Here is an 11,146-nt window from a genome sequence, read left to right on the forward strand (position 1 = left end):
GATCATTATGCTCGGCGCCTACAAACGTTCGCTGATCGGGTATCCACATTTATGAGCCAACTGTCTTTCCTGCCCTTCTCCAAACCCACCATCGATGAAGCCACGATTGCCGCTGTCGGCGATGTGCTGCGCTCGGGCTGGATTACCAGCGGCCCCAAGGTCCAGGCTTTTGAAGCGCAACTCTCGGAATATTTCGGCGGGCGCCCAGTGCGTACGTTCAATTCCGGCACCTGCACCATGGAGATCGCATTGCGAATTGCCGGCGTCGGACCAGGTGATGAAGTGATCACCACGCCGATTTCCTGGGTGGCCACCGCCAACGTGATTCTGGAAGTTGGCGCCACGCCGGTGTTTGCCGACATCGACCCAGTCACTCGCAATATAGACCTGGCGCAGCTTGAAGCAGCAATTACCCCGCGCACCAAAGCCATTATCCCGGTGTATCTCGCGGGACTACCCGTGGACATGACGCGCCTTTACGCGATTGCAAAAAAACACGGTTTGCGAGTGGTGGAAGACGCGGCCCAGGCATTGGGTTCGAGCTGGAACGGACAGCGCATCGGTGCGACTGGTGATTTCGTGTCCTTCAGTTTCCAGGCGAACAAGAACGTCACCTGTTCGGAGGGCGGTTGCCTGGTACTGAACAATGCCGAAGAAGCGCGGCTGGCGGAAAAGTACCGCTTGCAGGGCGTCACCCGCAGCGGTTTCGACGGGCTGGACGTTGATGTGCTGGGCGGCAAGTTCAACATGACCGATGTCGCGGCAGCCATTGGCCTGGGGCAGTTTGCCCACATCGAAGCGATCACCGCTCATCGTCGTGAGCTGGCCAAACATTACTTCGCTTGCTTCGGCGAGGACTTCGAAGCGCAGTACGGTGCTCAACTGCCCCCGGCGGATTTCGAGAACAGCAATTGGCATTTGTTCCAACTGGTGCTCCCGGAACGCCAGGATGGCAAACCGGCACGGGCTACTTTCATGGAGCAGATGCAGGCACTGGGAGTGGGTATCGGCTATCACTACCCACCGATTCACCTGCTGAGTCTTTACCGCGAACGCGGGTTCAAGGAAGGCATGTTCCCGGTCGCCGAACGGGTCGGACGACTGATCGTCTCGCTGCCGATGTTCACGGCCATGGATAAAGCGGATGTCGAGCGTTCGGTGGCCGCGGTGAAAGCCGTCTTGCGGACTTGATTCGGCCTTTGCAGGAGCTGCCGAAGACAGCTCCTGCAAAGCGGGCATTACTCGCCGATGGCGGCCTTGTAGCCCATCGGGTCGAGCAGCTTGTCCAGCTCAGAGGTATCGCTTGGCTCGAGTTTGAAGAACCAGCTGTCATAAGGCGCGCTGTTGACCAGTTCCGGGCTGTTGGCCAACTCTTCGTTGACGGCAATGACTGTGCCGGAGACCGGCGAGTAGATATCCGACGCAGCCTTGACCGACTCGACGACACCCGCAGCCTCACCGGCAGCGAACACTTTGCCGATTTCCGGCAGCTCGACGAACACCACATCACCCAAGGCTTCCTGAGCATGGTCTGAAATACCCACTTTCACGCCGCCATCATGGTCTAGACGGGCCCATTCGTGACTTTCGGCAAAACGCAGGTCGACAGGGATTTCGCTCATGTTCTGTGTCCTCAAGAAAAATGTCGGCAGTCATTGACCGCCAAAAAAGGTTAGATCAAGGTTTTGCCATGGCGTACGAAGGTCGGCTTGACCACTCGAACCGGGTACCACTTGCCACGGATTTCCACTTCAGCGCGGTCGGCGGTGGCCGCCGGCACGCGCGCCAGTGCAATCGACTTGCTAAGCGTAGGAGAGAAACTACCACTGGTGATCTCCCCTTCGCCAACATCGGCGATGCGAACCACCTGATGAGCCCGCAGAACGCCACGTTCTTCAAGGACCAGACCGACCAGTTTGTGCTGCACGCCAGCGGCCTGCTCGGCCTCCAGGGCGGTACGGCCAAGGAACTGGCGCGTGGCCGGTTCCCAGGCAATGCTCCAGGCCATGTTGGAAGCCAATGGCGAAACGTCTTGATGAATATCCTGACCGTACAGGTTCATGCCGGCTTCGACCCGCAAGGTATCGCGCGCCCCGAGGCCGATCGGGGAAATTCCTGCGCCCACCAGATCGTTGAAAAACCCCGGCGCCTGATCGGCCGGCAGCACGATTTCCAGACCGTCCTCACCGGTGTAACCGGTGCGGGCGATGAACCAGTCACCGTCGGCCTGACCTTCGAAAGGTTTGAGCTGCTGGATCAACGTAGCGCGGGACTGGGTCACCAGTTCGGCAATCTTGTGCCGGGCGTGAGGCCCTTGAATGGCCAACATCGCCAGTTCGGAGCGCTCGTTGAGCCGCACATCGAAGTCGCCGAGATGAGCCTGCATCCAGGCCAGGTCCTGATTGCGGGTGGAGGCGTTGACCACCAGCCGATATCCGTCATCGAGGCGATAGACGATCATGTCATCGACGATACCGCCGTGCTCGTTGAGCATGGCGCTGTACAAGGCACGGCCGGGGCTGTGCAGGCGCTCGACGTCGTTGGCCAGTAAGTATTGCAGCCAGGCCTTGGCCTGGGGGCCGTCGACATCGATCACGGTCATATGGGATACATCGAAAACCCCGCAATCGCGGCGCACCTGATGGTGTTCCTCGACCTGCGAGCCGTAATGCAGAGGCATATCCCAACCGCCAAAATCGACCATCTTCGCGCCGAGGGCGAGATGAAGGTCATACAGAGGCGTGCGCTGTCCCATGGGTTTCTCCTTCCGGGCGTGGCGAAGGTGCGGACAGCCGCTGTACGGGGTGAAATGCCTTGAAATAAAGGCTTTCAGCCGATTTCAGCAACCCGGTCTGAAAGACGGACCGCACCGAATGCCGCGCATTGTAGCCGCAAGGTGTAGGACTGACACCTAGCCGTTTCGATGCGCCGACCTTCTGATTAATCCGATGACCGGCAACAGCCCGACCAGAACCAGGGTCAGTGCCGGCAACGAGGCCCTCGCCCACTCGCCTTCGCTGGTCATTTCAAAGATCCGCACCGCCAGCGTGTCCCAGCCGAACGGGCGCATCAGCAGGGTCGCGGGCATTTCCTTGAGCACGTCGACGAACACCAGCAACGCAGCGCTCAACGTGCCCGGAAGCAGCAGCGGCAGATACACTTTGAAAAACAGTCGTGGCCCACTGACGCCAAGGCTACGTGCTGCTTCGGGCAAAGAAGGCCGTATACGCGCCAAGCTGCTTTCCAGCGGCCCGTAAGCCACGGCGATGAATCGCACCAGATAGGCCAGCAACAACGCCGACAGACTGCCCAGCAGCAACGGTTTGCCCGCGCCGCCAAGCCAGCCCGACAGCGGAATCACCAGTTCGCGATCCAGATAACTGAACGCCAGCATGATCGATACCGCCAATACCGAGCCCGGCAGTGCGTAGCCGAGGTTGGCCAGGCTGATGCCGGAACGGATCGCCCGGGTCGGTGCCAATCGACGGGCAAACGCCAGCAGCAGCGCGACGCTGACGGTGATCAACGCCGCCATGCCGCCCAGGTACAGGGTGTGCACGATCAGCCCGGCATACCGCTCGTCCAGATCGAAGCGCCCGCGTTGCCAGAACCACACCAGCAGTTGCAGCACGGGAATGACGAAGGCGCAGGCGAACACCAGACCACACCAGCTCATCGCCGCCAGCGCCTTGACCCCATGCAGGTGATACAACGCCTTGACCCGCGGCCGTTCGTTGCCCGCCCGGTTGGCTCCCCGAGCCCGGCGCTCGCCATATAACACCACCATCACCACTAACAGCAGCAGGCTGGCCAGTTGCGCGGMGGTGGAGAGACTGAAAAAGCCGTACCAGGTCTTGTAAATGGCGGTGGTGAACGTATCGAAGTTGAACACCGACACCGCACCGAAATCCGCCAGGGTTTCCATCAGCGCCAACGCCACCCCCGCGCCGATCGCCGGACGAGCCATGGGCAACGCCACTCGCCAGAACGCCTGCCACGGGGATTGCCCAAGGACTCGCGCCGCTTCCATCAGGCCTTTGCCCTGAGCCAGAAATGCAGTGCGCGCCAACAGGTAAACGTAGGGATAGAAAACCAGCACCAGCACCAGAATCACGCCACCGGTGGAACGCACTCGCGGCAGCCTCAGACCACTGCCGAACCATTCGCGCAACAGGGTTTGCACCGGCCCGGCGAAATCCAGCAGGCCTACGAAGACGAAGGCCAGCACGTAGGCAGGAATCGCGAACGGCAGCATCAACGCCCAGTCCAGCCACCGCCGCCCCGGGAACTCACAGAGGCTGGTGAGCCAGGCGAGGCTGACGCCCAACAGCGTCACGCCGATGCCAACGCCGACGACCAGCGTGAGGGTATTGCCCAGCAGCCGCGGCATCTGCGTACCCCACAGGTGGGACCAGATCTGCTGATCGATGGTTTGCCAGGAAAGAAGCAGGACGCTCAGGGGCAGCAGGACCAGCGCAGCGATGGCGAAGACCAGGGGATACCAGCGGCGTTGGGCGGGGTGGGCCAAGGAAAAGCTCTCGGGTAAATCAACGAAGTGTATGCAAACCGCAAAAAGATCGCAGCCTACGGGAGCTCCTACGTCGGGATGGTATTTACCCGGTAGGAGCTGCCGCAAGCTGCGATCTTTTGATCTTTAAAACAGCAGACTCAGTTCCAGCCGACCCGATCCATCATCCGAATCGCTTCAGCCTGACGCTTGCCGGCGATTTCCACTGGCAAGGTATCGGCCACGAACTTGCCCCAGCTCGCGACTTCAGCCGAAGGCTGAACGGCAGGGTTGGCCGGGAACTCCTGGTTCACGTCAGCGAAAATCTTCTGCGCTTCAGGCGTGGTCATCCACTCCACCAGCGCCTTGGCGGCTTCCGGGTGCGGTGCATGTTTGGTCAGGCCGATACCCGACAGGTTGACGTGCACGCCACGGTCGCCCTGATTCGGCCAGAACAGTTTCACCGGCAGGTCCGGCTTCTGCTTGTGCAGACGGCCATAGTAGTAAGTGTTGACGATGCCGACGTCGCACTGACCGGCATTGATCGCTTCCAGCACGGCGATGTCGTCGGAGAACACGTCGGTGGACAGGTTGTTGACCCAGCCTTTGAGGATCTTCTCGGTTTTCTCGGCGCCATGGACTTCGATCATGGTGGCGGTCAGGGACTGGTTGTAGACCTTCTTCGCCGTGCGCAGGCACAGGCGGCCTTCCCACTGTTTATCGGCCAGCGCCTCGTAGGTGGTCAGCTCACCGKGTTTCACCCGGTCGGTGGAGTAGGCGATGGTCCGCGCCCGCAGGCTCAAGCCAGTCCAGGCATGGGAGGATGCGCGGTATTGCAGCGGAATGTTGGCGTCGATCACCTTGGAGGTGAACGGCTGGAGGATGCCCATCTGCTYGGCCTGCCAGAGGTTGCCGGCATCGACGGTCAGCAGCAGGTCGGCAGTGGCGTTTTCGCCCTCGGCCTTGATCCGCTGCATCAGCGGCGCTTCCTTGTCGGTGATGAACTTCACCTGTACGCCGGTTTTCTGGGTGTAGGCATCGAAGACCGGTTTGATCAGCTCATCGATACGCGAGGAGTAAACCACCACCTCGTCGGCAGCCTGGGCGGCGGTGCTGCCTATCAGGGTCAGGGCCAGTGCGGTCAGTAGACGCTTGGGTGCCAACATGGAAGCGGTCTCTCGAAATGGGGAAGTGAGGCCAAATGATAAGGACTCACATTTCGCTTCTCAATCGAACACTGGGTGGAGGAGTTACCAGATGTTGCACAATCGAATGAATGACAATGTGGCGAGGGGGCTTCAGGCCTTGGCCAACGCCGGCAGATCCCCGATCAACCCAAGCGCTTCGCGCACGAACAACGCCTTGGCCTCGGGCATCTGGTCGACCATCTTCAACCCGGTATTGCGCAACCAGCGCACCGGCAACGGATCGGCCTGGAACAGCCGTTCGAACCCTTCCATCGCCGCCATCAACGCCAGGTTGTGGGGCATGCGCCGACGCTCATAGCGACTGAGCACTTTCACATCCGCCAACCGCTCACCGCGCGCGGCCGCTTGCAGCAGTACTTCGGCCAGCACTGCGGCATCGAGGAAACCGAGGTTCACGCCCTGTCCGGCCAGCGGATGGATGGTGTGGGCCGCGTCGCCGATCAGCGCCAGACCTTCTGCCACGTAACGCTTGGCATGACGCTGACGCAGCGGCACGCAAAGACGCGGGTCGGCGCTGAGCACCGTGCCGAGGCAGCCTTCAAAGGCCCGCTCCAGATCCTTGCAGAAGCTTTCGTCGTCCAGCGCCATCAGGCGTTCGGCTTCGCTCGGCGTGGTCGACCAGACAATCGAGCACCAATCCTGCTGACCGTCCCGTTCCAGCGGCAGAAACGCCAGCGGGCCGTTGTCGGTGAAACGCTGCCACGCGGTCATTTGATGCGGTTTGGAACAGCGCACACTGGTGACGATCGCGTGGTGCATGTAATCCCATTCGCGGGTCGCAATGCCGGTCAGGCGCCGCACCGCCGAGTTGGCGCCATCCGCCGCGATCACCAACGGTGCCCGCAAGGTGCGGCCATCGGCCAGGGTCAGCAGCCAATCGTCACCGGAACGGCGCATCTGCTCTAGACGTGCGTTGGCCAGCATCCCGAGGTCGCAGTCGTGCAGCCGGTCGAGCAAGGCGTCCTGAACCACACGGTTCTCGACGATATGCCCGAGTACGTCGGCATGTACGCTGGTCGCCGAGAAATGGATCTTCCCGGTGCCGCTGCCATCCCAGACGTGCATGTCGGTGTAAGGACTGCTGCGCCGGTTGGCGATGCCGTCCCACACGCCCAGGCGTTCGAGTATTCGTTGGCTGGCCGCCGACAGGGCGCTCACCCGTGGTTCGAACGGCGCCTGACCATCGAAGGGTTTGACGCTCAGGGGGCTGCCATCCAGCAGCAAGACTTCGAGCCCACTGTTTTGTAACGCCAGCGCCAAGGCGCTGCCGACCATTCCGGCCCCGACAATCAGCAGATCTGCGCGCATTTCCATGCTTTAGGCCTGTCTCTCTTGCGGCTTGAGCCGCAGGTAAAGGGTTCTCTCGACGCGCGTCACCGAAGTGCTCGCGTCGTCATGAATATTGATGTGCAGGTGCGCCCGCTTAAACATCGGGACGTGTACCCAGGCCCATGGCCTGCCGGGCGAACCAGCGCTTGGCCGGCGGCAGCAGATCGAGACCGAGCAGGCCGATGTTGCGCCCCAGGGAAACCAGCGGCTGGGTGCTGCCAAACAACCGGGTGACCTGATCGGAGAAGCCCACGGTCAGGTTCTGGTCCAGACGCTGACGCTCGCGATAAGCCTGCAACGTGGTGAAATCGCCGAGCGCGGTCTCGCTGCTCAGCAAGGTGTCGGCCAAGGCCTGGGCATCGCGCAGGGACAGGTTGAAGCCTTGTCCGGCAATCGGGTGCAGGCTGTGCGCGGCGTTGCCGAGGATCGCCAGATGTGGGCGGACTTGCTCCTCGGCTTCGATCAGCGACAGCGGATATAAATTGCGGGCGCCGACCTGTTTCAGCGTGCCGAGGCGATAACCGAACACGCCCTGCAACTCGTTGAGAAAGCTGCGGTCATCAAGGGCCGCCAACCGTTGCGCGTCCATGCCCAGACGGGTCCAGACCAGGGCGCAGCGGTTTTCCGGCAGCGGCAACAAAGCCATTGGGCCGTCGTCAGTGAAGCGTTCGAAGGCCATGCCGTTGTGCGCTTCGCTCGGAGTGATGTTGGCGATCAGCGCGCTCTGGTTGTACGGGCGCTTCTTGATGCCGATCCCCAGCTGTTCACGCAGGCCCGAACGGCCGCCATCGGCCAACACCGCGAGGTCGCATTCCACCAGGGTTTCATCGTTGAGCGTCAGGCGATAGCCGTCGGTCAGCGGCTCCATGGCGGTGACTTCCGCCGGGCAACGCCAACTGATCACGTCCTTGTCCAGGCTGTGCCAGAGGCATTGGCCGAGCCAGGCGTTTTCCACCACATAACCCAGTGCTGGAACGCCCTCTTCCATCGCCGACAACCGCGCCGTGGAAAAACGCCCACGGTCGGAGACATGAATCTGCTTGATCGGCTCGGCGCGGCGGGAAATTTCCTGCCACACGCCCAGCCGTTGATAAATCTGCCGGGCGCCGAACGACAACGCTGAAGAGCGAGCGTCATAGCTCGGTTGGTACGTATCGCCGGGGGCAAAGGGTTCGATCAGCACGATCTTCCAGCCACGGGCCTTGGCCCCGGCCTGTAACGCCAACGCAAGGCTGGCGCCAACCAGGCCGCCGCCGATGATTGCCAGATTGACTCGACTCATGCCGCTTGTGTCCGTGCGGCGGCCATCAGGGCCTCGATTTCGGCGACCGTTTTCGGCACGCCGTTCGTCAGGATTTCACAACCGGTTTTGGTGACCACCACGTCGTCCTCAATGCGCACGCCAATGCCGCGCCATTTCTTCGCCACGTTCTGGTTGTCCGGGGCAATGTAGATGCCCGGCTCGACCGTCAGCGCCATGCCGACTTCCAGCACGCGCCATTCGCCGCCGACCTTGTACTCGCCGACATCATGCACATCCATGCCCAGCCAGTGGCCGGCGCGGTGCATGTAAAACGCCTTGTAGGCTTCGCTGGCGATCAGTTCATCGACCTCGCCCTGCAACAGGCCCAACTTCACAAGGCCCGCGGTAATGACGCGAACCGTGGCTTCATGCGCCTGATTCCAGTGTTTGTTCGGTGCGATTTCGGCAAACGCCGCTTCCTGGGAAGCCAGCACCAGCTCGTAGATCGCCTTCTGTTCCGGTGAATACTTGCCGTTGACCGGCCAGGTGCGGGTGATGTCGCTGGCATAGCAGTCGATCTCGCAACCGGCGTCGATCAGCACCAGATCGCCATCTTTGAGCACCGCGTCATTCTGCTGGTAATGCAGGATGCAGCTGTTGCGCCCGGCGGCGACGATCGAGCCATAGGCCGGCATCTTCGCCCCGCCCTTGCGGAACTCGTAATCGAGCTCGGCTTCGAGGCTGAACTCATGCAAACCGGCACGGCTGGCCTGCATCGCCCGGATATGCGCCTGGGCGGAAATCCGCGCGGCTTCGCGCATCACCTTCACTTCTGCCGCCGATTTATACAGGCGCATGTCGTGCAGCAGATGATCCAGGGCAACGAATTCGTTCGGCGGCTGGGCACCGAGATTCGCCTTGGAGCGGATCACGTTGATCCAGTCCATCAGATGTCGATCGAATTCCGGATTGCTGCCCATGGCCGAATACACCCGGTCGCGGCCTTCGATCAGGCCCGGCAGGATGTCGTCGATGTCGGTAATGGGGAAAGCGTCGTCGGCGCCGAAGTCGCGGATCGCGCCTTCCTGGCCGGCGCGCAGGCCGTCCCACAGCTCACGCTCGGCATTGCGTTCACGGCAGAACAGGATGTACTCGCCATGTTCGCGACCGGGAATCAAAACGATAACGGCCTGAGGCTCGGGAAAGCCGCTGAGGTACTGGAAGTCGCTGTCCTGACGGTAAACGTGCTCGACGTCACGGTTGCGAATGGCAACCGCGGCGGCGGGCAGGATGGCGATGCTGTTGGGTTCCATCTGCGCCATCAGGGCCTTGCGGCGACGGCTGTATTCCGATTTCGGGATATGAATCATGGGCAGATGGCTTTTCCTGGCTCGCGATTAATGCAACGACGGTTTGGCGGCTGCTTCGTCGGTTTTCTTGGTTTCAGTGAACAGCAGCAACGGTGCGACGCGCAGGTACTCCATGACTTCCATGTAGTCGCTTTCGCCGTCGTCGGACTCTTCCAGGGCGTCTTGCACCTGAGAAATGGCGGCCAGATCCTGCAGCACTTCAGTCGCTTCAGCGCTGAGGGCATATTCGCGACGGGTCAGGCCGAAGCCAGTGAGAAAGCCCTGGCACCACTGGCCCAGCGCGGCTGCGCGCTCGGTGAGCGGCGCGTCGTCGCTCGGCAGCAGCAGAACAACGGTCATGTCGTCGCTGGTAAGCTCGCCCTTGACCATCTCTTGCAGGCCGATCAAGGCGTTGCGAACGTTGTCTTGCGGCTCGCCTTCGAGCAGCTCGGCGGCGTCTGCCAGCCAGCTGTCGGCATCGAAACCGGCACCGGCGCAGCTACGGCCGAGCAGCAGGCCGTGCAACTCGGCAGGCGAGACGGGATGGCCGCTGGTACTCAGCAGGGTGGCGAAGGCTTGGTACGGAGAATTCTGAATGGGCATGGGTAGCTAGGCGCCAGACGGCGCTATGTCTAGAATGAAGGCCTTGTATCCTACATCGACAGACTCGCCAAGACTATTAAAGGCTGTCCGCCAGCTACCTCCCATCAGACGAACACGTGGACACAATGGAAGACACCGACCTGCAAGCGCTGATGGCCAGACTCGAGCTGCTGATTACCCGAGTCGAGCAACTAAAGAGTCAAAACGCACTCTTACTAGCTCAAGAAAAGACCTGGCGCGAGGAACGCGCGCACCTCATTGAAAAAAATGAAATCGCCCGGCGTAAGGTCGAATCGATGATTTCGCGCCTCAAGGCCCTGGAGCAAGACTCATGAGTTCAAGCAATAGCGTTACCGTGCAGATCCTCGACAAAGAATATTCGATCATCTGCCCCCAGGAAGAGCGCAGCAACTTGATCAGCGCCGCCCGCTACCTGGACGGCAAGATGCGCGAAATCCGTAGCAGCGGCAAAGTCATCGGCGCCGACCGCATTGCCGTGATGGCTGCGCTGAACATCACGCACGACCTTCTGCACAAGGAAGAACGTCCGGATGTGCAGGCCAGCGGTTCGACCCGCGAACAGGTTCGCGACCTGCTGGACCGCGTCGACCTGGCGCTGTCGACCGATCCGGATGTCACCAAGGGCTGATTCGCCAGGCCGCTTGAGTTATACTCGCATCACTCCCTGGGGTGCTTGCCAGTTGACCACGTCCCTGAGCCGATTCGCACTACCCTGGAGGTTGCACGTTGGGCTGGTGTGCATGTCCGCTAGACGGAAAGCCTTAAAGCCTACTGCATCTTCCACCTTGAACTTTCGGGTTCAAGGGCTAAGTCAGCAGCGGTTCATCCGGGGAGCCTGATTTCAATCCGATGCCGGTTTTCATACCGGCATCGGCATGTTTACGGG

The 11,146-nt window shown here is 61.2% G+C and carries 11 protein-coding genes and 1 other RNA gene; 4 read left to right on the forward strand and 8 right to left on the reverse strand.

Annotated elements, in window-relative coordinates:
• Positions 1 to 51 precede the first annotated feature (51 nt).
• The gene (locus tag AC1DIS_RS13375) at positions 52 to 1,191 is read left to right on the forward strand and encodes a DegT/DnrJ/EryC1/StrS family aminotransferase (protein WP_477743602.1); all 1,140 of its coding nucleotides are present in this window, start codon (positions 52 to 54) and stop codon (positions 1,189 to 1,191) included.
• A 47-nt stretch (positions 1,192 to 1,238) separates the two neighbouring features.
• Here AC1DIS_RS13375 and gcvH read toward each other — a convergent pair whose 3' ends face one another.
• From gcvH to AC1DIS_RS13415, 8 genes are all read right to left on the reverse strand, one after another.
• The gene (gene gcvH / locus AC1DIS_RS13380) at positions 1,239 to 1,622 is read right to left on the reverse strand and encodes a glycine cleavage system protein GcvH (RefSeq protein ID WP_138866476.1); all 384 of its coding nucleotides are present in this window, start codon (positions 1,620 to 1,622) and stop codon (positions 1,239 to 1,241) included.
• A 50-nt stretch (positions 1,623 to 1,672) separates the two neighbouring features.
• Positions 1,673 to 2,755, reverse strand: coding sequence for a glycine cleavage system aminomethyltransferase GcvT (gene gcvT / locus AC1DIS_RS13385; protein ID WP_413697668.1), 1,083 nt, complete (start codon positions 2,753 to 2,755; stop codon positions 1,673 to 1,675).
• Between the two features lie 156 nt (positions 2,756 to 2,911).
• The gene (locus AC1DIS_RS13390; RefSeq protein WP_477780915.1) at positions 2,912 to 4,528 is read right to left on the reverse strand and encodes an ABC transporter permease; all 1,617 of its coding nucleotides are present in this window, start codon (positions 4,526 to 4,528) and stop codon (positions 2,912 to 2,914) included.
• A gap of 140 nt (positions 4,529 to 4,668) precedes the next feature.
• A complete protein-coding gene (locus tag AC1DIS_RS13395) occupies positions 4,669 to 5,673 on the reverse strand; it encodes an extracellular solute-binding protein (protein WP_477780916.1) in 1,005 nt (334 codons plus the stop codon).
• Positions 5,674 to 5,805: 132 nt separating this feature from the next.
• Complete coding sequence (locus tag AC1DIS_RS13400; protein ID WP_177343119.1) at positions 5,806 to 7,023, reverse strand: 2-octaprenyl-3-methyl-6-methoxy-1,4-benzoquinol hydroxylase; 1,218 nt, start codon at positions 7,021 to 7,023, stop codon at positions 5,806 to 5,808.
• A gap of 115 nt (positions 7,024 to 7,138) precedes the next feature.
• Entirely contained in the window at positions 7,139 to 8,326 is a 1,188-nt protein-coding gene (gene ubiH, locus AC1DIS_RS13405) for a 2-octaprenyl-6-methoxyphenyl hydroxylase (RefSeq protein WP_064621037.1), read from the reverse strand.
• On the reverse strand, positions 8,323 to 9,657 hold the full coding sequence (pepP, locus tag AC1DIS_RS13410) for a Xaa-Pro aminopeptidase (RefSeq protein WP_007940362.1): 1,335 nt from the start codon (positions 9,655 to 9,657) through the stop codon (positions 8,323 to 8,325). Before pepP ends, ubiH begins: the two co-directional genes overlap by 4 nt.
• Positions 9,658 to 9,684: 27 nt before the next feature.
• Positions 9,685 to 10,239: a YecA/YgfB family protein gene (locus AC1DIS_RS13415; RefSeq protein WP_007940361.1), complete on the reverse strand. Its 555-nt coding sequence runs from the start codon at positions 10,237 to 10,239 to the stop codon at positions 9,685 to 9,687.
• Between the two features lie 125 nt (positions 10,240 to 10,364).
• Between AC1DIS_RS13415 and AC1DIS_RS13420 the strand changes: the two genes are divergently transcribed.
• The 3 genes from AC1DIS_RS13420 (at position 10,365) to ssrS (ending at position 11,097) form a co-directional block, all read left to right on the forward strand.
• On the forward strand, positions 10,365 to 10,574 hold the full coding sequence (locus AC1DIS_RS13420) for a TIGR02449 family protein (protein WP_007940359.1): 210 nt from the start codon (positions 10,365 to 10,367) through the stop codon (positions 10,572 to 10,574).
• Positions 10,571 to 10,888 (forward strand): cell division protein ZapA, encoded by a 318-nt coding sequence (locus AC1DIS_RS13425; protein WP_018927584.1) that lies wholly within the window; start codon positions 10,571 to 10,573, stop codon positions 10,886 to 10,888. Before AC1DIS_RS13420 ends, AC1DIS_RS13425 begins: the two co-directional genes overlap by 4 nt.
• A 30-nt stretch (positions 10,889 to 10,918) precedes the next feature.
• A non-coding RNA gene (gene ssrS, locus AC1DIS_RS13430) (6S RNA) lies at positions 10,919 to 11,097 on the forward strand.
• The last annotated feature ends 49 nt before the right edge of the window (positions 11,098 to 11,146 follow it).

This window comes from Pseudomonas sp. 05N433 (assembly GCF_056396925.1).

Excerpts from the sequence above, each read along its gene's own strand:
- AC1DIS_RS13375 (WP_477743602.1), top strand. The coding sequence starts at position 52 with ATGAGCCAACTGTCTTTCCTGCCCTTCTCCAAACCCACCATCGATGAA.
- gcvH (WP_138866476.1), bottom strand. The coding sequence starts at position 1,622 with ATGAGCGAAATCCCTGTCGACCTGCGTTTTGCCGAAAGTCACGAATGG.
- gcvT (WP_413697668.1), bottom strand. The coding sequence starts at position 2,755 with ATGGGACAGCGCACGCCTCTGTATGACCTTCATCTCGCCCTCGGCGCG.
- AC1DIS_RS13400 (WP_177343119.1), bottom strand. The coding sequence starts at position 7,023 with ATGCGCGCAGATCTGCTGATTGTCGGGGCCGGAATGGTCGGCAGCGCC.
- ubiH (WP_064621037.1), bottom strand. The coding sequence starts at position 8,326 with ATGAGTCGAGTCAATCTGGCAATCATCGGCGGCGGCCTGGTTGGCGCC.
- pepP (WP_007940362.1), bottom strand. The coding sequence starts at position 9,657 with ATGATTCATATCCCGAAATCGGAATACAGCCGTCGCCGCAAGGCCCTG.
- AC1DIS_RS13415 (WP_007940361.1), bottom strand. The coding sequence starts at position 10,239 with ATGCCCATTCAGAATTCTCCGTACCAAGCCTTCGCCACCCTGCTGAGT.
- AC1DIS_RS13420 (WP_007940359.1), top strand. The coding sequence starts at position 10,365 with ATGGAAGACACCGACCTGCAAGCGCTGATGGCCAGACTCGAGCTGCTG.
- AC1DIS_RS13425 (WP_018927584.1), top strand. The coding sequence starts at position 10,571 with ATGAGTTCAAGCAATAGCGTTACCGTGCAGATCCTCGACAAAGAATAT.